20 protein-coding genes are annotated in these 24,018 nt (G+C 66.8%); 17 read left to right on the top strand and 3 right to left on the bottom strand.

Annotated elements, in window-relative coordinates:
• Positions 1-12: 12 nt before the first annotated feature.
• Positions 13-687: a hypothetical protein gene (locus tag G6O69_RS18495; protein ID WP_172304825.1), complete on the bottom strand. Its 675-nt coding sequence runs from the start codon at positions 685-687 to the stop codon at positions 13-15.
• A gap of 1,202 nt (positions 688-1,889) precedes the next feature.
• Between G6O69_RS18495 and G6O69_RS18490 the strand changes: the two genes are divergently transcribed.
• From G6O69_RS18490 to G6O69_RS18420, 15 genes are read left to right on the top strand one after another with little or no spacing between them, the layout of a single operon-like run.
• Positions 1,890-5,156 carry a hypothetical protein gene (locus G6O69_RS18490; protein WP_172304824.1) on the top strand — a complete coding sequence of 1,089 codons (3,267 nt, stop codon included), beginning with the start codon at positions 1,890-1,892 and terminating at the stop codon, positions 5,154-5,156.
• A complete protein-coding gene (locus tag G6O69_RS18485; RefSeq protein WP_172304823.1) occupies positions 5,153-5,845 on the top strand; it encodes a hypothetical protein in 693 nt (230 codons plus the stop codon). The genes G6O69_RS18490 and G6O69_RS18485 overlap by 4 nt, the downstream gene beginning before the upstream one ends.
• Positions 5,842-8,097 carry a hypothetical protein gene (locus G6O69_RS18480; protein ID WP_172304822.1) on the top strand — a complete coding sequence of 752 codons (2,256 nt, stop codon included), beginning with the start codon at positions 5,842-5,844 and terminating at the stop codon, positions 8,095-8,097. The genes G6O69_RS18485 and G6O69_RS18480 overlap by 4 nt, the downstream gene beginning before the upstream one ends.
• Positions 8,090-9,589 carry a hypothetical protein gene (locus G6O69_RS18475; RefSeq protein ID WP_176396944.1) on the top strand — a complete coding sequence of 500 codons (1,500 nt, stop codon included), beginning with the start codon at positions 8,090-8,092 and terminating at the stop codon, positions 9,587-9,589. The genes G6O69_RS18480 and G6O69_RS18475 overlap by 8 nt, the downstream gene beginning before the upstream one ends.
• Positions 9,586-10,035, top strand: coding sequence for a hypothetical protein (locus tag G6O69_RS18470; protein WP_172304820.1), 450 nt, complete (start codon positions 9,586-9,588; stop codon positions 10,033-10,035). Before G6O69_RS18475 ends, G6O69_RS18470 begins: the two co-directional genes overlap by 4 nt.
• Entirely contained in the window at positions 10,022-10,756 is a 735-nt protein-coding gene (locus G6O69_RS18465; protein ID WP_172304819.1) for a hypothetical protein, read from the top strand. The genes G6O69_RS18470 and G6O69_RS18465 overlap by 14 nt, the downstream gene beginning before the upstream one ends.
• Complete coding sequence (locus tag G6O69_RS18460) at positions 10,753-11,220, top strand: hypothetical protein (RefSeq protein ID WP_172304818.1); 468 nt, start codon at positions 10,753-10,755, stop codon at positions 11,218-11,220. Before G6O69_RS18465 ends, G6O69_RS18460 begins: the two co-directional genes overlap by 4 nt.
• 44 nt (positions 11,221-11,264) lie before the next feature.
• Positions 11,265-12,641 (top strand): hypothetical protein, encoded by a 1,377-nt coding sequence (locus G6O69_RS18455; protein WP_176396943.1) that lies wholly within the window; start codon positions 11,265-11,267, stop codon positions 12,639-12,641.
• On the top strand, positions 12,638-14,539 hold the full coding sequence (locus tag G6O69_RS18450; protein ID WP_172304816.1) for an AAA family ATPase: 1,902 nt from the start codon (positions 12,638-12,640) through the stop codon (positions 14,537-14,539). The genes G6O69_RS18455 and G6O69_RS18450 overlap by 4 nt, the downstream gene beginning before the upstream one ends.
• A 1-nt stretch (position 14,540) precedes the next feature.
• The gene (locus G6O69_RS18445; RefSeq protein ID WP_172304815.1) at positions 14,541-15,197 is read left to right on the top strand and encodes a 4Fe-4S single cluster domain-containing protein; all 657 of its coding nucleotides are present in this window, start codon (positions 14,541-14,543) and stop codon (positions 15,195-15,197) included.
• A complete protein-coding gene (locus G6O69_RS18440; RefSeq protein WP_172304814.1) occupies positions 15,190-16,065 on the top strand; it encodes a hypothetical protein in 876 nt (291 codons plus the stop codon). The genes G6O69_RS18445 and G6O69_RS18440 overlap by 8 nt, the downstream gene beginning before the upstream one ends.
• Entirely contained in the window at positions 16,062-16,895 is an 834-nt protein-coding gene (locus G6O69_RS18435; protein ID WP_172304813.1) for a hypothetical protein, read from the top strand. The genes G6O69_RS18440 and G6O69_RS18435 overlap by 4 nt, the downstream gene beginning before the upstream one ends.
• A 10-nt stretch (positions 16,896-16,905) precedes the next feature.
• Positions 16,906-17,781 (top strand): hypothetical protein, encoded by an 876-nt coding sequence (locus G6O69_RS18430; protein WP_172304812.1) that lies wholly within the window; start codon positions 16,906-16,908, stop codon positions 17,779-17,781.
• The gene (locus G6O69_RS18425) at positions 17,778-18,029 is read left to right on the top strand and encodes a hypothetical protein (RefSeq protein ID WP_172304811.1); all 252 of its coding nucleotides are present in this window, start codon (positions 17,778-17,780) and stop codon (positions 18,027-18,029) included. Before G6O69_RS18430 ends, G6O69_RS18425 begins: the two co-directional genes overlap by 4 nt.
• The gene (locus tag G6O69_RS18420; protein WP_176396942.1) at positions 17,987-20,854 is read left to right on the top strand and encodes a hypothetical protein; all 2,868 of its coding nucleotides are present in this window, start codon (positions 17,987-17,989) and stop codon (positions 20,852-20,854) included. The genes G6O69_RS18425 and G6O69_RS18420 overlap by 43 nt, the downstream gene beginning before the upstream one ends.
• 417 nt (positions 20,855-21,271) lie before the next feature.
• On the opposite strand, the gene G6O69_RS18415 is transcribed toward G6O69_RS18420, so the two are convergent.
• Complete coding sequence (locus G6O69_RS18415; RefSeq protein WP_172304809.1) at positions 21,272-22,507, bottom strand: ISL3 family transposase; 1,236 nt, start codon at positions 22,505-22,507, stop codon at positions 21,272-21,274.
• 86 nt (positions 22,508-22,593) lie between these two features.
• On the opposite strand from G6O69_RS18415, the gene G6O69_RS18410 reads away from it, so the two are divergent.
• Both G6O69_RS18410 and G6O69_RS18405 read left to right on the top strand, forming a co-directional pair.
• Complete coding sequence (locus G6O69_RS18410) at positions 22,594-22,809, top strand: hypothetical protein (RefSeq protein WP_176396941.1); 216 nt, start codon at positions 22,594-22,596, stop codon at positions 22,807-22,809.
• Between the two features lie 27 nt (positions 22,810-22,836).
• The gene (locus G6O69_RS18405) at positions 22,837-23,313 is read left to right on the top strand and encodes a transposase (protein ID WP_172304808.1); all 477 of its coding nucleotides are present in this window, start codon (positions 22,837-22,839) and stop codon (positions 23,311-23,313) included.
• Between the two features lie 57 nt (positions 23,314-23,370).
• Here the strand turns inward: G6O69_RS18405 and G6O69_RS18400 are convergent, their stop codons facing one another.
• Positions 23,371-24,018, bottom strand: coding sequence for an RNA polymerase sigma factor (locus G6O69_RS18400; protein ID WP_172304807.1), 648 nt, complete (start codon positions 24,016-24,018; stop codon positions 23,371-23,373).

Raw genomic sequence — 24,018 nt, 5'->3', positions numbered from 1 at the left:
CCACTCCCGCTCCTATATGGCAAAACCATATTTTTGCAGCAGCTCCTGGATCAGAGCGTGCAGAGGATTGAGCCCGCTCCTCCAGTCGTCCGCGAGATCAGTCCACGGCGCCCCCCCGCCGTGAAACTTCGTGTAATGAAGCACTCCGCGAGACCAGCAAGGGTCATCGGAGAAGGGAGGCTCGGAGACAACTGTCGGAGGCGTCTTCGGATAGTTGCCACTCGGTGTGATGGTGATGGTCCGAATGACGCCATTGCGATCCGGCCCGATGGCCTGGATTCCGTATCCAGGTTTGTCTTGGTACACGCAGGACCAATTGCTGTAGGCCGGACGGCTGACCAGATCGACGGCGTGCTGGCCAAAGATCTGCCGGAACGTGGGTCCTCCTCCAGTCGGAACGTGGTCCCAGAGGATCTGATCAGCCCCTTGGGCCAAGATTGCCGCGACCTCCTCCGAAGGCTCGATCAGCACCTGGGATCCGCCCGCGTCAACGTACTGAAAGCGAATCGGCATTCGCTCTCGATCCGCGATCAAGTTGCCGACATCCGACCGGCCGACGCCGATCAGTGTATCGCTGTATTTTGACCAGAGCCGCTTGGCGATGCCCAAGAACGTCCCCGACGCCGGGAATGTATCTCGAGCGCTGATCCGATTATTGACGAGAATGATGCTTGTTGGTGCAGCCATGATCTAGACTGGGTGAATGAGCGGTACAGTGAAGGACGCCTAGCATGCAATCGATATGTGCCATTCACTCGGAAGATGAACTGTACTACAATCTCAAGTGGAGCTCGAAGTGATAATTGCGCTGATCTGCGGCGCGCTTCACATGAGAGGGCACACGCCGACCCGCCGGCGAGTCCACGCAGAACACTGCGCCGATTTGGCGGCCGAATTCGTGCAGCGATATGATGAGAACATTGTCGAGTCATGTGGTCGGTCCCTCGCACCATCAGAGATTGAGCTTCACGGTCGACGATAAATAGCGAGCTGGTTCTGAGCCCCAAGCTGACCCTTGGCGAATTCGCGCAGTGCCATACCGGAGCACTGCACTGGCGTCTCTCGACCGCGGACGCACGTCGTCCAGCGTCCGCGTCGTCCAGCGTCCGCGTCGCCCCCCGCGCGGCCGGCCAAAGCCCTCGTTCGCCACGCCGTCCGCCGCCGCCGACCCATGACCCGCACCCGAGGCCGATGGAGGAAGATGACATCGCGCCCGCGGGCAGCACGTGTAGTTGTCCCGCCCTTGGCGCTATCGCGTTCGCAACGCTGGCCTTCGTGGATCTCCTGATGGTGCACTTCAGCGTTCGTTGGGCTGACAAGACTGCGACCGCCGAGTTGGCGAGCCTGCGAGCTGAGAGCGAGCGGTCCGAGGCGAGCGTGAAATTGGATTTTCGAGCGGCACCGGGAAACCAATGAAGAGGCCGACTGCAGCGCGGGCCTCGCGTGCGGCTGGACGTTGCAGCTCTCGTCGGTTCTGACAGTGTTCGACGCGGTGGAGACCGCGACGAACTCGAAAGTCAGATGCGAAACCATGGGATGCCGGTCCAGCCTTATCGTCCTCAGGAAAGCACACTTCGTGGGCGCCGGGGGGGACTTCGCGCGTGAGGAAGATGTCGAACAAGGGGTCGGCTCGGCGGCGAGGTACCTTGGCCAGGGAGAATACAAGCGCAACATGGCAGACTGGTGCCGTTTTGCCGTTCCGGCGGCGGTGTGTGTGTGTCGCAAGGGCCAGATAAACGCCGTTTTTGGCCGATTTTTTTTTTTGAAACGGTCCTTCCGCTCCACCGACTATCTGATGTTCATCCAACCGGGAGCGGAACAGTCTGCTCGATTATTCGACCCATGTTTCGGGCACGTCCAGCATGTTACGATGGGTCGGACTTCGTGGCATGAACGCGCCATTTCGCTATTTCTGGTTGCGAGACGAGGGCCTCGTTTACCTCGACGGCAGTAATTCGACGGCGCGGAGTGGGCGACTCGAGGTCGTCGCCGGGGGCCGATCCGAGTGCGTGCACGAGTTCGAGCGACGCCGCTCGCTTCTCGTCACGAGCCCAGGCACCGACACGTTCTCGCTGACCTGGACCTCGCTCACGGGCGAGGTCATCGAGCGGGCCGAGTTCTCCAGAGCGGTCTGCGTTGCCTTCGAGCGTGACAGCTGGACGGGGAGTTGGCAGCACGCGAGCCGGCTCGAGATCGAGTTCTCGAGTTCGTCGGAGATCGCCCAGGCCCCCCAGTTTGCGAGCTTGCGCCGACGCAAGCCGGAGCAGCTCCACTTCTCACTCCTGGATCTCTCGCCGTCTGCGGCTCTGGACAGCGCCCTGATCGCGCCACGGGACGGGAGCGCGCGATGGGGGCCGGCGGTCCAGCTGCGCCGCAGTACCGCCTGCTCGGCCAGCCCCGTGCGTGTAGAGACCATGTCGAGCCCAGACCGCAGCGCGTTGCGGATCACTGTCGACGCACCGCGTGGCGCTCGCGTCCGCCTGTGGGCTTACCAGGGCTACGCCAAGGTCATCAACGCCGTCCGCGAACTCACGAACGGGGCGTCGACCACGGTCGAGATCGAGAGTAGGGGCGGCGTCTTCGTCGCGACCGACGCGCCGAGGGGCGTCTCGATGTCGGGCTCACTCGTCGAAGTCGACGGGCACACGCTGGCGTGGATCGGCGTGCACGAGTGGCGCACGCTGAGCGATCCGCCTCGAGACGCGATCGAGGCTCTGACCCAGAACCCAGAGTTTCCCGTGTACCCCGCGCGAGACCCCGCGCGCGATCGCTGGCGTCAGCGCTTCCCCGAGTCCACCGAGTTCGTCGACAGCCTCCCCCAGAGTGACCTCGATCGCCTCGACGGGCTGCCCACCGGCGTCGGGAAGCTCGTCTTTGAACGAGCCTGGCGCTGGCAGCAGATGGACTCCGATGTGCCCTTCGTGACGGCGTTGGCCCCTGACTCGGCCGTCGATGCGTCCATGTCGGCGCCCGAGGCCATCGACATCCTCGTGCGACGTCCCGGGCTCGCGCCGCTGGTCCGCGACTTCTGGCCGAGCGACGCGCCGCCGCCCGCTCCCAGCGAAGTCATCGCGCGCGTAGCCGGTGCTCCGGAGGCCGCGAGCTGGCTGCGCGGTTGGCCAGCGCAGATCGACCAGTGGATCGACCTCCACAATGGCGGCGTTCCGCTCGACGAGGTCGATCGGGTGCTGCGCGTCCACGCCATCGCATCCCGTCCTGACCAGATTCGAGCGGTTGCGAGCGCTCTGCGCCAGCTGACCGCGCCTCATCTCCAGTTCGAACCCGCGCGCTTCGTGCGTGATTCACAGCTCGCTCGCGACTGCCAGGCCTTCCTCGCCGCGCGCTCGGAGATCGCTAGCGGCCGCGCCACGGCTGCGCGAGTTCTGCAAGCCCGCGACCTGGGCGTCGAGCTGCAGCGTTCGCTGTGTCAGCACATCGACGAAGTCATCGCTGCACGCGGCCCGGACTGGCAGCGCCTGCAGTCGTGTCTGCGAGCGGCGAGCGGCGAGCGCTACGTCGCGCTCGATGAGCTCGAGCGGCTCGAGCGAGAGTTCACGGATGAGCGAAGCCGACTCGGCGCGACCACCCAGACGCCGCCCCCGAGCCCCCAGCTGACCATCGACGAGCTCATGTGCCTGCAACTCGACCGCGCGAGGCGGGACCACCACGCGCGCCTGCGTCAGCTCGTCGAAAACCTCGAGCGCGAGCTCGGGGTCGACCGGGCTACGAACGAGTTCATCAATCGCGGCGAGCGCTGGTACGCGGCGCTGTCTCGAAGGGGGTTCGAGACCGAGTTCGACGCGGGCGTGCAGCGCACACGCGACTTCGCCGCAGAGCTCGCGTCGCTGCTGCGTGATGGCCGGCGATGGCAGACACAGCCCGAGGTCGCCGAGCTCGCGTGTTGTGTCGAGTCGTGGCGAGATCTCCTCGTCGAGCACCGGGATGCAGTCGCGACGATGCTCGTCGCTGGCCGGATACGGCAGACGATCCTTGCGCGCATCGAGGACACGCGACGCAGGCTCACCTCGCTAGGAGCGGCCCCGCTCTCATACGCGGCACAGTCCACGGATCTCGACCTGCTCGTCCGCGACCTCACGCGAGTCGAGCGCGAGCTCGCGCGAGTCGAGCGTGACGTTGCTACCTGGCGGCGCGCGCTCGCCCAGCTTCCGGCAGAAGTGGCGACCGAGCTCCGCCTGCCCAACGACGACATCGAGGGAGCCAGTGCGGCGATCCTCGATCGTGCTCAGCCCATCATCGACGTCCTCGCGTCCGAACGCGAGCAATCCGAGCTGACCTGTAGCGAGCTGTGCCGCTGGCTCGAGCGTGATGCGCCCCTCGACATCGAGCTCGAACTCGACGAGCACCTCGACGCTGCGACCGTCGAGCTTGCCGCTGCTGGCTTCGCCCAGCTCGTCGCGCTGGTGCGAGCGCTGCGACGATACGACGCGTGGGGCAAGTGGCAGGCCCGCCTGTTCGCCGAAGCCCGCGAGCGACTGCTCGCTCGCTTCGAGCGTCACAGCGAGAACTTCGTGGCGCTGCGGGACTACGAGGCCCGCGTGCTCGAGAGCCTCGAGGCGCCCGACTTCGACGTCCTATCCCGCCTGGCTTCGACCATCGACGAGCTGCTCGAGTTGGTCCGCGACCACAATCGGATGTTTCGACCCCTGCAATCGCCGCCCGTGGCGAAGCTGCTGTGGCTGATACCCGGCGATCCTCGCTGTCAGGCCCTGGCCGTCGTCGAGCGACTCACACGCGACCACATCGCGCTGTTCGAAGACGCGGCCCTCCGAGCCCAGGCGCGCACCGCGATCGATGCTGCCAACGAGGTCGTCAAACACTACGGCCGCTCGTCTACCACGCTCGCCGCGCTGTGGTCGAACTTATTCGAGCTACTGCGCGCGACGTTTCGCCAGCGCGTCGAGCGGCTGCGTGCGGCGCTGGAGCGCGAGGACCAGCTCGGTCAAATCCACTGGACCGACGGCGAGTTAGCGACGCTGATGTCTCTGCTCGCGCAGGTCGGCGTCGATCGGCTGGGCCCCACGGGCCCCCCCAACTCCAGCACCAACGTAGCGATGTTGCGGCCCGCCGAGGCCCAGCGCCTGCACGACCTGCTCGTGGAATTCGACCTCCACCCCGCCCCCGAGGACGCGACATGACTCGACCGCTCATCACGATGTGGGGCAGCTCCCAAGTCGGCAAGACGACATACATGACGATGGCCCTGAGCCATCGCTCCGTGTCCAGGCTGTTCGATCGCGAACGCTCGGAGCGGGCGCTCGCTACCTTGCTCGGCAGTCGTCGGCGGCTGATGAGTCAGCAGGGCATGAACCCGACGTCCGTCAGCCCGGCCCCGCTGCAGTTGACCCTGGCGGCCGGGCAGGAGGTCGCGCTGTCCGACGTCCGCGGGGGCGACACGCAGTTGTTGGGCCAGGATCGAGTCGCCGATCGACTCAAGCAAGCCGACGTGATCTTGTTCTTCGTCAGCTGGCGCTCGTCGAACCTCGGCCACGAGTTCCTCGCGGTCCGCGACGGCCTCGACGCGACGCCGACGAAGCGCTGGGGTCTGGTGTTCACCAAGTGTGAGACCGCGTTCGACTTGCGCGACGATGACTGGGAGTGTAGCGAAGGCTGGTGGCGCGAGCGCGAGCTGCTGCGGCCCCACGCGAGCATCATCGAGCTGTTCGGGGACGCCGTCTGGCCGATCTCGTCGTTCGGCTACGACCGAGAGACGGGGCGGCCGGCCGTCATGCTCGACGAATTTGGCAACGAGCTCCCCTGGAACATTCGCCCGAAGAACGTCGAAGTGCCGCTGCTCTGGGCCCTGAAGCAAGTGGGAATCGAGTGAAGGATACGATCGACATCACGCAGCTCGGGCTGATCAGCAAGCCGAACCCGCGCGACGACTTCGGGCTGACGCGGGCCCACGGGCACGTGTCGAGTGAGGAGCTCGAGCTCCTGTTCGCGTGGCTGCAAGTTCACATCGACGCGGGCAACCCTCACTCGGAGTTCGCGGTCCTGGACGAGCGCGGGGCTTGGGTCTTGCGCGCCGTAGATGAAGCTGCGACGGACTTCAGCGGGCGGACGATGCGGCACCTCGTGTTTGGTCGCGTCGCTACGCGCGACCCAGAGCTGCTCGCCCGCCTGGTGTTTGGCATGCACCTGCATCACCAACCCGACGCCAAGGCCAGCGAGGGGCCGAGCTGCCGCGTCGAGCTCGCGGGACCAACCCAGGCCGACGTCGGAGGGGCCGAGCTCGGGCTGTGGACGATGCTCACCAGCTCCGAGCCGGCGGTCGTCGTCAACCCGGCGACGGCGTCCACAGTCGCCCGCCGAATCGGCGCCGACAACCTGGCCTACCTGGCCGTGATGCGCAACACTTGGCCCTCGCGCTGGCCGCCGGGGTTCGGCCTGGCCATCAGCCGCGCCCAGTTCACGGCGCCGGCGATCTCCTCCGAGCTCCGCGGCGTTGACCTCACGAGCCTCGATCTGCCTGCGCTCTTCTCGATCGCGCCGCGACCCGAGACTCGCCGCGCGCTGGTTGGCTGCGTCGGCGGTGGCCCGATCGACCCGATGTGGTCGCCCGCGGCGCTCACGTGGCTGGTAGCGACCCCAGGCGGCCGAGACCGAGCGATCGCCGAGGCCGAGCTAGCGAGCTTGGCAGCGTGGCTCGACGCCGGCCTCATCGACTTTGAACTCGTCGAGGGTCGGCTGCGAGGCGAGCCCCCGCGGGCCACCGCCGAGCTGCTGCGTGGACGAGACGGAGCGCTGACTTGGTTCGTCGAGCACCACGGCCCAAGTGCCGCGGGGCTCGACCTGCTCTTGCTCGACGCGGGGATGCCCGCGGCGGTATGCCGCGCCCTGACCGGAGACGAACAGTTGCTCGCTCCTCCCCACGAACCGCCCGCCCCGCCCGCTAGCAAAGCTTGGGCGAAGGGGCTCGAAGCCGCGCTCGTGTGGCGAGCCGGGGTTTGGGCGTGCCTCGACGATCGCTGGCACCCATGGTGGCGAGCGATCGTCGAGGCCCACCCTCAGCTCGGGCGAGCCGCACTCGATCTCGATCGCGCCGACTGGTCGCCCACGCTGGTCGCCCACCTCGAGGCGGAGGTTCGCTCGCAGGCGATCGCCCATGACCGCGTCCACGCTACGCTCGGACGCTGGCGAGGGCACGGCGCCATCGATCGGCGCGAGGTCGGGCGGCTGCTCCGGTCGCTCGACGGCGGACCGCGGGCGCTCGTAGACCTGCTGTCCGATGAACCCAGCGACGAACGACCGACCACGGAAGACCTCGACCAGCTCGCCGCGGTTCGCCGCGTCGGGCTTGTCGTGGACGCCGACGTCATGCTCGCCGTGACCGGCGGCGCCGCGACCGCCTGGCTGCGAGCGATCGACGTCGACGAAGTCGCGCTCGCGCTGATCGACCCAGACGAGACACCACCCCTGGCGCCACCGCGGCGCTGGGACCCGCGCCTCGACGTGCTGCTCGCTCGCGCGTCGAACCAGCGATGGTTCTGGCGACGATTCGCCGGGTTCGTGAGCGCGGCGCTGTTGGAGTGGTGCACCGAGCGCCTGCGGGGCACCACGACCGAGCTCCTCCTGACGCGGGTCCTCGCCGCCTTCGATCGACGTGTCGACCTGAGCCCGAGCGAGCTCGAGCTCGTTCATGAGTCGCTGCCCGCGAAGGTCGTCTGCGCGCACGTCATGACCACAGCCCGCTCGACCTCCGGCCCGGCGCGCGACACCGCGCTGCGCATGCTGCTGGCGGCCCCCGCCATCTCGTCCGAGCTGCGCGCGTGGTTGTCGGGCGAGCTGCTCGAGTTCCGCCCACGCCTCGCGCCGCCAGCCATCGAGACCTCCCTGCTGCGAGAGCTGCTCCCGCTCTTGCATCCAACCCGTGAAATCCTACGCCCCCTGCTGGCGCGGAGCACTCCCGAGCCCGGTGATCTCCAGCTTGGGGCAGCCCTCGCTGACGCGATCGTCCGCGCGGCAGCTCCGCCTCTGGCAGCGCCCGACCTAGCGATACGCAGGCGACACGCGGAGCTCTTGCGTGGAGTCGGCGAGCTACCTGGCTGGGAGCACTGGAGGAGCGGACGTGAATGACGCGAGCCTAGATGAATTGTGGGCATTGTTCGGTGAACGATGGGCCACCCAATACACCGCGAATCTCGCGTACTGCGATCTCCGCGACGGCGCTTGCGAGTTTGGCCACGTCTTTCGCCGTTGCTGGTCGAGCCGTGGCCTGCGCGTGGTCCCGGCGAGCGGCTCGTTCTCGGTCTGGTTGAGCTCGCTCGACCCAGCGCGCGAGCTCGTCGCGCTCGTCGAGCAAGACCAGGACTGCCTCGAGCTCGACCAGCTGTTCGAGCGCGACGCGAAGATCATCGTCCGAGCGACCGATGGAATCTCGAGCCACGCCGGCAACGAATTGGTGTGGAACCCCAACGCCGTGCCCGTTCTCGGCCGCTCGACGCAGCTTCGTGTCGAAGGAGCGAACACGCTGCGGCGCAACCGCTGTGACTTGCCCGTGGAGATTGAGGTGAGCGTGCCCAGCTGCGGTCCGAGTCAACGGGTGCTCCGCATCGCGTCGAGTTCGTCCTACGCGACCGACCTGCCCACGCCCCTGTGGATCTGCATCGACGGACCGCCATCGGGCAAGTTGGTGATCGACATCGAGCCAATGGTCGACGGGGACGCCTGGAAGCTCGTGTACGCCGGCTCCCGACGAAACGTCCAAGTCGTCCCCGCCCCCGACCAACATCATCGTGGATTTCACCTCGAGCACCTCGCGCTGGTCTTCGATCGAACGTGCCCGGACACCCAGTCCTGGGCGCGGGCCTATGCGTGGTCGCGGCGCGGACCGAACGCCGACCACTACAGCTCGCTGAGTCCGGCGCTGCAGCAGTCGGAGTGGGGGGGCGCCGAGCAACCCAATACGGTCGACCCCGAGGACTTCAATTCCGAGATTCGCAGGACGCTGGGTCGGGCCCTCGCCGAGGTCCTCGACCCGGAAGTTCCGGTCGACGCCTGGGCCGTGAAGGACAGCCACGAGCGGAGCGACGTCGTCGTCGAGTTAACGAGGCGCTCGGGCTCCGAACTCGCGCACGCGTTCGAGCCTTGCACCTACTCCACGGGGATCGACCTCTTCGATCCGATCGAGCGCGGCCTCGAGTGCGCAATCGAACGCCTCGAGAACGTCGGGGCAGGATCAGCCGCGGTATTGATTGTCGGGAATTCGCCACCAACCGTTTCGTTCGGACCCGGAAAAATTCGCAACTTGCTCGAGTTCCCCGGCTATCGAACGTTTCCACGCTTCGAGACCGATCTCTGGGCGTCTGTGTTGCGGCGTTGCGAAGAGCAGGAGGTTCGGGTAGTGTACGTGTTCTTAGAGCACGCGTTTCGTCCTGGTGAACTCGACGTGCGATCACACGACTACAACCGCGCGATGACGCTCAGCAACAAGGTCGCGCTGGCGCTCGAGTCCGACGTCGAACTCGTCCGAGCGCAGGCCGACGAGCCTGGTCTACGCGCCGGTATCGAGGACGCGCTCGCGCTGCTCGCCCGCCCGCCAAAGAGCAAGGTCAGGCTCCGCCGATGAGCCGCAGCGCAGAGATCGCCAGGACCTGGTGGGAGCTCCTCGTCGAGCGTGGCGTCGAGGACTGCCGCGAGGCGATCGCTAACCAGGTGCTCGTCGCGGATGAGTCCCAGTACGGTGACCTGAGCATCGCCTTTCGGCGCTTGTGCTCGGGGATCATGGGCGAGCGCGGCCGAACCCGTGAGTTCGTCGCCTCCCTCCGCGAGCAACCCCTCCAGCAGGACGGTGTGGCTTGGCTCGAATCCAAGGAGCTCGCGCCCCTCGTCGCCCAACGCGACGAGCTGCGCGCGCGCTGGACCGAGATCCAACGAGCGATGGTCGACTCGGAGAGGACCACACAAACCGAGATCGACCGACTGCGGACACAGCTGACGAAGCTGACGAAGCATCGCGCTACACTCGAAGCTCAGCTCCGCGATTCCAAGCGAGGTCGAGATGACCAACAATGACGCAACCGCTTGGCTCGACGCGATCCGTCGTCAGGGCCGAGACTCCCGCACAGAGCTCGAGCGATCGCTACGCGACGAGATCGTCGAGCTCAAGGTCAAGCTCGACAGCTTCTCGGACCTGGCCTCGACGCGGGATTGCCTGCGCCGCGAGGTCACACAGATACGCGAGGACTGCGAACGACTCGAGCGTGAGCTCGAGAGCGTTCAGAAGGATGAGCTCGAGCGCGCGCGCATCGAGACAGATGCGCGCCTGCGCAAGCTCGCGGCCTTCGCCGCCATGCGTCGCGCCAGCCTCGATGACGAGCTACTCGAAGAGCTCGGGCGCAGCTTCCCCACGTTGGCGAACTACGACGCGATGAGCCTCGCGCAGTTCGAGGTCAACCTTTCTCAGCTCGCGCTCCGACGCGACACGCTCCGTGGCGGGTTTCAGGAGCGGCTGTCCGACGCGGTCGACCAGACGCGATCGGGTGAGGTCGCGCAGCGACGCTGCCGCGAGCTCGAGGGGCAGCTAGCGACCCGACGGGCCGAGCTCGAGCAGCTGCGTCACACCCTGCGGCTGCGCCACGGCGTCGCGGAGCAGGTCCTCGACTCGCTGCGCAACCTGAGCGTGCGCAGTGCTCAGGTCCACCGGACACGCGTGCTCGAGGCGGCGCTGGCCCAGTTTGGCCGCGAGCGCGACTGGGCCCTGGCCGACGACGTCTTTGCGGGGCTGGAGCGATGATCGATCCCTACGAGCTCGAACGAACGGTCGCCGCCCTACGTCAGCAGTACCAGCGCGGGCAACCGGTCGCTCAGACGCTGCTCGAGCTCGAGCGCGCGGTCAGTTCTGCTCTCGACAACGCCCCGGACGAGGTCTCGACCACCGCGCTCGAGGCCCGCTCGTGCAAGGTCGCGCGGGCAAGGGACATGCTGGGTCTGGGGGAGCTCGCGGCGCCTATCGGCGCCGACGACGAGCTGCGCGCGCTGGCCGAAGAATTCCGCAATAGCGTCCTCACGCGACCTGTCTGCGAGCAATTCGAGTCGCGCCTCGACGCCTACATCGAGAGGGCACGCACGGCCAGTGAGAGGAAAACCCAACTCGAGGCAGAGGTCGAGGCAATCGATGCTCAGCTCGAATTGCATCGAGCCTTCCTCGGGCTCCTCGACGCACTAATTGGCCATTCGGTGAATGGAGACGGAACATGAGCGCGACGATCAATACCAGGTCAACCTACGATTATGGTGCCGCGATGCGAGCCGCCCAGGCTCGGCGCGAACGCGAGAGTCGAGCCGCAGCCGACCGCGCGCGCGAGCAGCTGCGCGCGTCCGAGCGGCGCGTCTCCCAACTCCGATCGGAGCTTCGTACATCCGAGGCGAACACCGAGCGACAGGCGCGGGTCAACGCGCAGCTCGGCGAAGAGGTTCGTAACCTCGAGCGCCTTCAGAACCGCCTCGCGCGTGAACAAGAGGCAATGGACAGGCGCCTCACCCGCTCGATCCAGCAGGTTCGCAATGAAGCCGCCAAGAACCGCGCGGACCTCTCCCAGCTCGAGCGCGCGCACGAACGCCACGTCGTGGAGGTCAATCAGACCTTCGCCAATGTCCGCCAGGAGGTCTCCGATGGTTTCGCCAGGGCGTCGCGAGAGCGCGAGCAAATGCGCGCGGAGTACAACGCGAAGATCGCCTCCGTCGAGGCCGATCTCGAGCGCGAACGCCAAGCTCGACTGCAGCGCCTAGCCACCGACCAGGCCCGGGCTAGCGAGACACTGACGAGCGCCGGCCAGCTCCTCGACGCGGCCGAGCAGGACTGGGAGCGCGCCGACCTCGGCGAGGACGCCCACGAGATCCGCGAGAACCTCGCGCACGCCCACGGCGAGCTCGCCGCCGACTCACCGACGGCGGCGCTGTCGACTGCGATTCAGGCCCTGACCAAGTCGCGCGCTCTGACCAAGATGAGTCGAGATCGTCGCGCGCGGATGAGCGCGACGCGCCAGAATATGCTCGCTCGGATCGAGCAATTGCGGGTGAGCACCGACGACGCTCGCCTGAAGACCTGGTTCACCCTGGAGCTCACCCGCATCGACAGAATGCTCAACCGACTCCAGCGCCGAGTCGAATCGAGCTACGAGAAGTGGAGTCAGGTCGAGGTCGACGCGCGCGAGCACGAGAAGATCGTCGAGCGATTGCAAGACGCCGTCGAGATGATGCTGACGAATGTCGACAACATCATCGAACAAAACGAGCAGCGGCGGCAGATCGGCGCGCGATTGATCAGTAGCCTTAATCAACTCATGGGCCCGGCGTTCGAGGCGCCCAACGACTCGCAGTCCGTACCGGGTGACTACAAGTCGACGGCGATGTTGACCTGCAATTATGGTGGACCGAAGGTGCTCCTGCACTTGCCACTCGAGGGCGGGTTTGGCGTCGACGCGTTTGGCTTCGGCTCGAACGCAGATTGCCACGCGATGGGCAAGGCCCTCGCCCGCGAGTTGAGGGCCGAGTTTGGGCACGTGGAGGAGCCCACCCTCAGCGGACAAAACCGCACGACGCCCGAACTCGCGGTCAATACCGAGACCGAGTGGCAGCAGATCTCCACCATACTGGCCAACGCGGAGCGCGACGTATGAGCCTGGCCGAGCCGCTGTCCGCCGTCTGGGAAGCTACGCGCGAGGGCAACGCCACCCTCATCTGCCATGGCTGCGGCGGACCGTTCTACGCGGGCCTCGACCGGGCGCCGGCAAAGACCCTGCTCGAGGTCGTGCTCCAAGCTGCGCTGCTCGGCGCCCACGAGGACGTGCTCGTGTTCTCCGAGATCGACTCGAGCCTGCCGCGGCTGCGCCTGTCTGCGGACTTCACCGTCGGCCAGCGCGCGGGCGCGTGGCTGCTGCGGGGCGAGCCCGAGGAATCGGAGGCTGCACCCGAGCCCCCGCCCGAAACGAACAACCCAATCTCGTTGTTCGGTCTTGTCGAGGTCTCGACCCACCAACACGATCGCGGGCGGCTCTTGTGGCCTCGCTCGCACCAGACCTGGCTACAGACGATGGACAGGGTCTGCGCGGAGATCGAGCAACGCTGCGGCGTCCGCTGGCTCAACGGACAGCACGAAGCCGATGGACGCGCGCGGCGATCGCTGGTCCTCATCCAGGACCACTTCCTCGCACTGCGTCAGCGAGACGTCAGCGCTGTCCGCGCCGATTTCAACGCCGCGACGAGCCTCCCGTTTCGGTTCCGCGAGTTGCCGAGACTCTCGCAGGATTGCGACCTCATCATCTGGTGTCAGGACGCCGAGACCGCGACGGCCCTGGCCGAGGGGACGTTTCTGCAGCGCCAGGTCGGCCGTTTTGGTCAGCAAGACGCCCCCCGAGGCCACGAGGCGTTTGCGTGGTCCAACGCCCGCGTCGTCGAGTTTCCCGCGCTCGAGCGCGCCGACGCCTGGCAGCCCTACCTGCGTCGAGCTGACGCGTCGAAGTCGTTCTATGACGCGCTGCGCACGACCCCCGTCGAGGTCACCCGAGCCCACGGGCCCGTCGCCGATCCCTGGGAGCCCGACCGCCTCGCGGGCTTGTTGCCGACCGCGGCGAGCGTGTTGCGTGAGCGAGTCATCGGGCAAGAGCGAGCCATCAACGCCCTCGTTAGCCTGCTCTCGCTGTCCGCGTCGGGGCTCGAGCACGCCCACAAGGGCGAGCGAGGGCGCCAGGGACCTCGCGCGGTGTTCGTGTTCGCAGGCCCCACGGGCGTCGGCAAGACCGAGCTGGCCAAGGCGATCGCCGAGCTGCTGTTCGGCACGGAGCAGGCCCTGGTTCGCTTCGACATGGGCGGGATGAAGAACGAGCACGACGTCGCGCGCCTGATCGGTTCGCCGCCGGGCTATGTCGGCTCGACCGAGGGTGGCCCGCTCCCGCGGGCGGTCCTCGCCCAGCCCAATTCCGTCGTCCTGTTCGATGAATTCGAGAAGGCCCACCCGAGCGTCTACGACACTCTCCTGCCCATCATAGGCGATGGGACCTACACCGACGAGGCGCTCGGACAGACCGTCTCGTTCAAGAACTGCGTGTTCATCTTCACCTCGAACATCGGCGTCACCCAAGTCAACCCGAAGATGGAGAGGGCCAGCGTCAAGCGGCGCATCAAGCAGGCGGTCATCGAGCACTTCAATTCGATCAACCGTCTAGAGCTGCTCGGGCGCATAGGCAAGGCGCGGATCATGGTGTTCGACTACGTCTCGGGCTCGCTCGCCCGCATCCTGTTCGACAAGATGTTCGATGCGCTGATCGAGCGCCTACACGAGACACGCGGCGCGGAGCTCGCGGTGCCTCCCGAGTTCCGCGACGCGCTCGCAGCGTACTGTATGGCCGACGTGGGCCAGGGGGTCCGCGGCATCGAGGATCGCTTTCGTGAGTCCGTCGCCGAGGCCCTGTCGATGAAGCTGTTGGAATTGGGTCGGATCCGTGGTCGTCGGCTCGCGGTCAGCGAGTGGCGAATCGACGGTGGGGGCTCGGAGATCGTGATCGAGGACGAGGATTGAGATGGACGCATCACTCGAGCTCGGGCACCCGCTCGCTACCCTCCGGCCGAGCAGCCATAATGGCCCCGGCCTGCGCGTCGCGCTGTGGCTCAAAGGCTGCAGCCTGCGCTGCACGCGAGACTGCCTCAACCCTCACCTGCTCGATCCCCGTGGCGGCCACCGCCACACCGTCGAGCAGGTTAGCGATCGCGTGCGCTCGATCGCCGCGGTCTATCCTCGACTCAAAGGCCTGACCGTGCTCGGCGGGGAGCCGACCGATCAGGCCCGGCCCCTCGCCGAGCTCTTGCGACGCGTGCGCGAGCTTGGTCTAACGACGATGGTCTACTCGGGCTACACGCTCACCGCCCTGCGCCGCGACGTCGACGGCCGCGGCCAGATCCTCGCCCACGTCGACTTGCTCGTCGATGGACCCTACATGGACTCGCTCTACGACGAGACCCTCGCCTGGCGGGGCTCGTCGAATCAGTCGGTCCACAGGTTGAGCGCCGCCTACTCCCGCGCGGACCTCGAGCGAGCGTACGCCGACCAGAAGAAGGGCTGCACGATCTCGGTGACGAGCTCCGGCCTGGTCTCGATCACGGGCTTCCAGTCGCGGCCCGCGGTAGAGTCCGTCGAGCGCCTGCTGTCGACCGCGCTCGGGAGTCCGTCCGATGGCTGAGAGCACCAACCTCATCATCGGCCCGGCCGGATCTGGCAAGACGACCTTGCTCGCGTCCCTCTACCACGCGTGCGCGAACATGAAGCCGAACACGACCAAGATACACGCGCAATTCTATCCCCAGTCCGAGCCCGCGCGTCGGATCATCAGCATCGCCAACACCATCGTCGAGGAGCGCAGGCTCCCGCTCGCCGCGAGCGACACGGTCGAGCAGTTCACGTTTGACCTGAAGATCAAGCGCAACCGCATCTTCTACAGGACACACTCCATGACCTTCCGAATGTGGGATGGTCCGGGCGGTACGTTGTTTCCCCAGGTAGGGCAATTCACCGACATGGTCGCCCACCAGCAATTCCGGACCCAGCTCGTGGGCGCGTTGCGGGGCGCGAACGGGTTGATGCTCTGCATCGACTCCACGGACCCCGACGCGCACAAGAGCTTGTTTCGCTCGCTGCCAGACTTCCTGTTTGAGACCGGGCAACGCGAATTGCCCGTCACCAAAGCATATATTTGCTTGACCAAGGTTGATCGCTATTTCTACAGGCAAGCAACGAAGGCGCGCGCCGCTGCCGAGGCCCCAAACTCGGCCCGAGCGCGCCTCGACGAGCTCATGCCCACTGCCGTCAAGTCTGCGCTGTCCAACTTCCTGAAGCCGAACGTGAAGATCGCTATCAGCTGGTGTTCCCCCTACGGGTTCATGCCGGAGGGGGAACCGAACTACGACGAGGACACGGATGAGCTCCGCAGGGCGAGCGGCGTCGCCGACATCAACGCCTGGCACCCCTACCGAGTGCTCGAGCCCTTCATGTTCCTGATGGGTTTCAGGATCCCCAACCTCACGGTCATTCGCGCAAGGGACTTCGTATGACGAGCGTGGCGATCGTCGGTCCGAGCGGGGCAGGCAAGACCGTGTACCTGGCATGCCTGATCCGCGCCGGGTTCAGCCCCCGGATACGACGACGCCCGGTCAAGATCCGGTCCGCGGGCGCGGCCAATGACGCCAGGTTACGCCAGCTCGCGCTCGAGATCCTCCAAGGCCAGACCCCAGAAGCCACGGCGGCGCTCGAGCAATTCGAGCTGAGCGTCCACCTGCCAGGCTCTCGTCTGTTTGGCATCGGCGAGGAGTCGATCAACCTCCGGCTGATCGACGGGCCGGGAGGCCACTCGATGCCGGGCCCGGAGCAGAGCCTGTCGACGACCTCGATCGAGGCCCTGGCCCAGGCGAATTGCCTCATGATCATGATCCCGGCGGCGCTCTTGCGCCGTCCCGAGAACGACCTCCCCGAGCGGCTCGAGCGACTCAGCGCCCAGCTGCACAGGGGCGAGTCCGGCGCCCCCCCCTTCTTGCGGGTGGCGGTCGTCATGACGATGGCCGAATTGCTCGACTTCGAGCACGGCGACGAAGCCTTCGCCATGCTCGACGCTCGAAACCCACGCGAGACCTTCGCCGAGTTACTCGGGCACGGCTTCCTCACGACGGTGCGCTCGCTCGTCCCCAGCGGCGGAGACTACTACGCGCTGGTCTCGGCGTTCGGGTTCGAACAAAGCGGCGAGGTCGCCGCCATTCTCGACGGCCCGCGCGGCTGGCGGTTGCGCCTCGACACCGACGAATTTCGCAACGCCTGGTACCCCTATCGTGTCTTCGAGCCGATCGAGTTTCTCGGGCGAGGGATCGCGTGGCGCGAGCACATTCACTGAGAGGTCGAACATGGACGAAGATCAAACCCAGTATCGAACTCGGCTCGTGCTCGTCATGGTCGTCACCTCGGTCGCGGGTGGGCTGTGGCTGCTGGTCGAGCACCTGCTGCGTGGGAGCGTGGCCGAGTTTCGCCTCGACCTCGACGTCGTCGCGGTCATGGCGGTACTGGGCGCGCTCACCGGGCTGGTGATCCGCGCGCGCGAGACCGCGGCCGGCGAGGGGTTGGCGTTGATCGAGCTCGTCACGCTCACGCTGCTGATCATCTCCGTGTTGCCGGCGGTGCTGCTCGTCATCTACATCATCGCGCTCGTGGTGTCGGCGAGCATCGTCGCGGTTTGGTGGCTCCTGTGGGTGATCCTCCTCGTGGTCGTGGTCATCATTCAGTTGGTGATCTGGACCGGAGCGGTCATCATCTTCGGCTTCGTCATGAGCGAGTCCGATGGTGAGGGCGCCGGGGTCGGGGGGGTCCTGGCGCTCATCTATGCGGGGCTGGTCTGCGGCCTCAGCCGATGGATCTTTGGTGACATTTGGACCGCGTGGAATGGGGACATGGTCGAGTCGACCGTCGATCTGTCCAAGCGGATCGAAGCCTGGGACTTCCTGTTCGCCGCGCTGCGAGCGACCCTCGCCAGCTTCGATCACGAGCAGCTCATGAGCTTGCTCGCGACGATCACGGTTGGGTTGGCCGTCGCCCTCGTCGCGAGTGTGGCTGTCCGCGTGATCCGTCGGGTCTGTGCGATCAACCCGAACCTGCGGACCTACCTGCCCATGACCGCGGCGCCCGTCCCCGACGAAGTCCCCGTGCTGGGGCTGCGCCTGCTGTGGCCAACACTGGCCTACGTCGGTTTCGCCTGGGCGCTGTTCTTGGGCTGGAGTTTCGGATGAGCGGCTCGCCCCAGCTCTCCCACGACGCGATGTGCAGGGCCCTGCAGACCGTCAACTACGAGCTCCACCTCATCCAGTATGGCCTGCGCAACTTCGTGCACGCGCGACCGTGGCTGGGGTTTGTTCCCGGACTCGTCGGCCAGGTCGCGTTGTGGTCGCTGTACCTGGTCAGCTATCCTGTGCTCCTGGTGGTGACGATCGGCACGTGGCTGCTCAAGCCCATCGAGCGAGCGATCCGGGGAGCCTGATGAACGGCGTGACGAGTTGGCAGCGCTATGTCTATGGCAAGCTCGTCGAATCACCCGATGGCCCGATCGTGCGGGGCTGGGAGCACGGTTGCACGGGACGCAGCCCGGCGTTCCCGGCCGAACTCGAGCACCTGTGCCACCCAAACAAAGTCGGCCTCGGCAGCCGCGACTCGACCGCGTGGCGGCACTCGCCGTGGGCCCCCGACGGCGCGATCGTGCAGCGTCCGGCGCAGGTCGGCGGCCAGCCGTGGATCTTCGCGGGCCGGGTCCGCGAGCGCCCCGAGCAAGGCGAGGGCGCGAGCGGCCGGCTCTACGGCGAGGCGCACTACGTCGCCTTGCCGGCGAGGCTGTACAGACCGACGTCGCTGTTGGAGCTGTCCAGGCACCTGTTCGCCGTGCCCCGGCTCGAGGTCTCGAACCAGCTGCGCCCGGTCGAGCTCGCCCGGGCGCAGCCCCTCAAGCTACCCGATGACTGGCTGACGAGGGTCGGGCCCAAGCTGCGCGCAGTGATGTCGGGGGTCGCGTGGAGCGAGCAAGACTGGGAGATCAGCATTGACGAATTCCTCGTTCAGGTCAGCTGGTGTCTGGCGGCTCTACCCGCTACGCTGACCTGGCGCCTGCCGATCGACGCGGGAGTGCTCCAGATGCGTGGTGACGCCGCACTCGCGTGCGGCGTCGCGGCGCTCGGCGGTCTGCGCGTCCTCCGGGGCTCGACGCGCAACGCGTCGGACTTCGACTTTCGTACCGGCAACGCGTATCTTGAGTGGCTGCACGCGAACGCGGCTGGCAGCAGGTCAACCGCCGAGCTCAGCGCAGCGATCGCCGAGGCCGCGCCTGAGCTGAGCAGCCTCGAGATCGTCGCTATCGACGTGCCCTGGTCCCGGGCCGTCAGCTCGGTCGACGAGCGCCTGCACGACTTTGGCACCGCCCGCGCGGCACTGGTCGAGCTGCAGGCAGGACGCCTGCAGAGCTTGCCGATGATGAAGTGGGGGCGGCGGCCCTTCATCCTCGCCGTCTGCCAGCGCGCCGTCGACCAATGGCGTGGTCACGAAGTGAGCGCGTTCGGGCGAACGCTCGAACTGGCCGCGCTTGCCGAGCGAGCCTGGCCAGATGCATGGGCCGGGCTCCCTGCCCACGACAACGGCGATGACGTCGCTCAGGTCATGCAGCTCGTCGACCGTGGTGAGCTGTCGAGCCCGGCGCTGCTCGCCTCGGTCGCCACGTTCGAGCTGCCCGACGGCATCGAAGCAAACCTGCTCGAGCGCCTGCGGCCGGCACTGGTCGAGGCCAAGCCTGGGGCCTGGCTCGACCTCGTCGTCGATGCACCACCACAGTCGTGGCTCGTTCGACGCTTCGACGCGCTGTGGATCCCGTGGACGTGGGCCGCGCTGCGACTCGCACCACCGGGCGGCCCCGGCCAGCTCGCGCACGCGCTCCGGGCTCTGCCCGAGCATGACGGCGTCGCGGCGCTGCTTCGCGCGCTGCGTGAGGTCGAGTCGGATGACCTGGAGCGGCTGATCGCGTTCGCGTCGAACTGCGCGCCCGTGGACGCACACGTGCTCGTCCGCCTGTTTGACGCGATCGCGGTGCACAGCCCGTGGCTGGCGATGGTTTTGGCCGACAACGCGCGCGTCGAACATGGGCGACCGCACGATGTGGCCACGACCACGGGACTCGTGTTCGCGGCCGAGCTCGCCGCCGAGTCCTGTCGCCACCCCCGCGAGCTGAGCCCGAGCATGACCAGGCTCCTGCTCGACGCGTGGCCGTCGCTCGAGCTTCAGTTCGACAACACCAGCCTCGTCCGACACCTCGCCAAGTCGGTCGGGGCGCCCTACTCCGTCGCTATATTGGGCGTGCGCACGAGCACTCTCGGGCGTGACGCCGACATCGCAGACGCGTGGTGTCGCGCTCGCCTGCGCTCCGATCCCAACCTGCTCGAGCAGCTGCTCGAGGGGCTCACGAGCATGCCGGAGATCGCGGTCGACCGCGCGCGGGCGCTCGCCAGGCTCGGACTGCAGATCGCGCCTCCCGTCGAGGCGCGCACCCATCCGATGATCGCCTGCTTGCGCGCGCTCGCCGGAGGCCAGACGGAGGCCCTGACCAGGGGCGCGGTGGTGCTCGAGCCCGAGCTCCTCGACATGCTCGACTTCGACGTCCCTGCGCTGATGAAGCACGCGACCGACGTCGCTACACTGTCGTTCCTCGCCCGCGCGTTCCCCAAGACCAAGCCGCCCCAGCTCGACGCCAACCAGCTCGCCGATCTGCTCGTCCACGTGTTCGATCGTGGCGCCCACAGTACGACCCTCGTCACCCTGGTCACCGAGCAGGGTTGGAGCGAGGCCCGCGGCTGGCGACTCCTCGTCCCCGCCCACGTCCTCGCGGCCGACCCCGGCCCGTACGGCGTCGAGGAGTGGGGCGCGCTCAATCAGCTCCACGCCAACTACCTGCTCGGGCTCGCCGCGAGCGGCCACGTGCTCCCACCCGAGACGTTGCAGTGGGTGGACGCGGCGATGCTCGAGCAACTGCTGCAGTCTTCCCCCGAGATCCCACCGGCGCTGCTCGAGAGCGCGACCAGTTCGGTCCCAAATGACGGCGTTCGTCGCGAGCTGGGAGTCGCCATCCTCCGACGCTTGCGCGGCGCCGGGGTTCCCCGCGAGGACGTCCGTGCGCGGCTGAACCCGACCTTGATGCGACGCTTCACGCAGCTGCTGTCGTCGCCGTCGCAAGCGCACGAGGCAGACTTCGCAGCCCTCGCCCGCCTCGTCTCCGGATGGAACAAGACCGAGAGCGACGATCTCATCGCGTGTGTGTTCGATGCAGGCTAGGGATCTGATCGCCACCCGCGAGTACGAAGAATTTCCGCATCTCGCGCACATCCGCTACCAAGCTGAAACCCAAAAAGAGTCGGAATCGACAACGCCGAACCCGACCCTACCCCAGCAAAAGGTGGGTCTCTGATGCCACGCCACGAGCACGTTGTCGAATTTTCGACTCGAGCGAGCGTGCGTGGAACCAACCCTGCGGATGATCTTCTGTGGCTGCTGTGGCCAGCTGTTCTACCTGTGCTCGAGCTGCGACCGCGGTCATCGATATTGCTCGTCAGCGTGCTCTGAACAGGCCCGAGCCGCGTCTTTACGGGACGCCCGCCGCCGCCACCAACAGAGCCCGGAGGGCCGCCTCGACCACCGAGATCGCAACCGCGAGTACCGAACTGGCTCATCGCGATTTAGAGTGGATTGCCGTCACCCCGCACCTCGAGGGTAGAGATCGAGCCCTCCGCGGAAGAACAGGAGCGCCGTCCGAAAGCGCTCCCGGCTCCGAAAGCCCCGGGCCATGTACTTCGACCGCTGGATCAGCGAGTTGATGCTCTCCGCGCTCGCGTTCGTCGCGTCGTAGAGCTGCGCCCGGAGGACCCCCTCGAAGTGCGCCCGGATCGTCTTGGCCGCGCGCTTGATCGGCTCGAGCTTCGAGCGGCCTGCCCAGCTCAACACACGCCTCCAGTCGCGGCGTAGCTCGTCCTCGTCGAGGTGCGCACCCCAGACCTCCATCGCGGTCTCCTTGATCGCCCACGCACGCGCCGTCCGTAGCTTCGACTCGCGCAGCGCCTCGAAGCCCTCCCAGACCGCGTCCGACATCTTCGTCGGGTTTCGAAGCCACAGATACTTCGAGCCCTTGAGCCGCTCGTCTCCCTCGGCCATCAGCGCGCGGTGCTCTTGGCGACGGACCAAATCGACCGCCTTCGACCACAGCGCGGCGACGTGAAACTTGTCGAACACGATCTTGCCGTCACCACCCGGGACGGCCTCGCGCACGGCCGCGATGTAGGGCCCGTGCATGTCCATGGCGACGAGCTCGACCGAGGCCAGCTCCTCCTCACCAAACTGGGCGAAGAAGTCCAGCAGCGCCTGCTTCCCGCGTCCGTCTGCCACGTAGATGACGTCGCGGGAGTCGAGGTCGTGGACGACCGTCACGTACTCGTGGCGCTTGCGAAAGCTGGTCTCGTCGACGCCGAGCCTCCGCGGAAGTCGACGGGGCCTGGCCGCGAGGCCGCGATCGACGGCGCGCTGCATGATGCCGTCTACGGCCCACCAGCCCAGGCCCAAGCGCTCCGCGACCTTCGAGGTCGGAGCGGTCTCGAGCCAATCGATGACGAGGGCCTCGAACAAGGCCGTGAACCTCGAGCCCGGCTCGGCCCACGGCACCTTCATCCGCCGAACCCCGTGCTCCTTGCACGACGCGCGCGGGACCTGGGCGGTCAGCAAGGTCCGCATCTGGCAGGTGTCGAGGTGCCTCCAGCTCCTCTTCTTCGTGTCGTGTCGAGGGCACGCAGCCCCGCACTCGGGGCAGACGGCGGACTCGTCTGGGTCGAGCTCGACGTGGACGACGACTTGCTTCTTGGCCATGTCGAGGTCGACGTGGGCGACCTGCCAAGGGGCGTGGACTCCGAGGATCTGGGCGTAGAGCTGCTCGCTCTGCATCGGGGGATGCTATCCTGACTGCTCGCGGTGTGCGATGTCCGCCACCCTGTCTCGCGAAGACCCACCGAACTCGTCAACGCGCCGTGATGGATCAGGGTCCAGAAGATCCTCTGCAGCCCGTAGATGTCGTCGAAACCCAGGCCCCCGCGGCCGAAGGAGGAGACGATGACGACACCAACGCTGAGCCCATGCCCAGGCCCCGCTGCCGCACCTGCGGCCAAGAGGCCGACTTCATCCGCCACACGACGCTGGCGCGCATGCGCGAGGCGCCGACGACGACGTGGGCACGACCGCCGCCGTGACAGTGACCACGCGCGTGGAGGCCCGCGATGATCGACGACGAGACGCGGGCGAAGATCCGCCGGCTCCACTACGCCGAGCACTGGCGGGTCGGGACCATCGCCGCCCAGCTCGGCCTGCACCACGACACGGTCCGGCGCGCCCTCGGCAAGCGCAAGGTCGTGTCGCTACGCGTGTGCCCGTCGAAGCTCGACCCCTACAAGGACTTCATCCACAAGGCCCTCGAGGAGTACCCGCGGCTGCGCGCGACTCGGCTCTACGACATGGTCGTCGCCCGCGGTTTCGAGGGGTCGGTGACCATCGTCCGCCGCTACGCTCGTCGGATCCGGCCCTCGGGTGGCCGAGAGGCCTTCTTGCGCCTCAACACACTGCCGGGCGAACAGGCCCAGGTCGACTGGGGGCAGCTTCGGCCGCGTCGAGGTCGGCAACGCCAAACAGACGCTGTCGTGCTTCGTAACGATCGCGGGTGCTGCCCTGGTGGGAAGCGGCGGAGCTCGCGGACATGATCTCGAACGCGAGTATCGCGCGGCTGCTGTCGACGTTGCATCGCGCGGTCCAGGTCGTCACGGGTCTATAACCTCGCGGCCGCCGGGGATCCCGAGTTCGCACCCGAGCTCGCGCAACTGTTGCTCAAGCTCGTTGACTAGGTCGCCGCGGGATACTTCTTCGAGCTGCTCCCCTAGGCAGTGCCTAACGGAGAGCCGAGCTCGGCGCAGGCGCGTGCGGATGGTCGCCTCTGGCTTGCCGAAGAGCTCCGCGATCTCGGTGGCCCGCCAGCCGTGCCAATAAAATAACTCGACCATTTCGCGATCGTCGATCGGGAGCAAGCGAATGCACGCATTGAGTCGACGACCCTCTTCGAGCCTGGTTACTGCGGTCGACGGCGTGACGCCGGCAACGTCTTCAACCGAGGAGTGACTCGCATCAAAATTCTTGGCGATCTTGTAGTGCTTGCGGTAGTAGTCAATCCGCGTGTTTCGTGCGATCACAAACAAGAACGTGCGGAAGCTGGCGGTTGCCTCGAATCGAGCGAGCGCGGTAGTCAGTCGCACGAACGTATCGTGCAGCAGATCGAGGTGCTCCTTTTCGCCGACGGCGTTCACGAAGTAGCCACGAAGCTGGTCGTAGTATCGACCAACGAGCTCATCGCCTGCAGCGCGGTCCCCCTCACGCCATCGCGCGGCTAGCTCTAGGTCCGGTGCGTCCGACAT

It is taken from the genome of Pseudenhygromyxa sp. WMMC2535, assembly GCF_011083025.2.
Note: the sequence above shows the minus strand (reverse complement) of the source record. Positions and strands in the feature narration are given on the sequence as shown.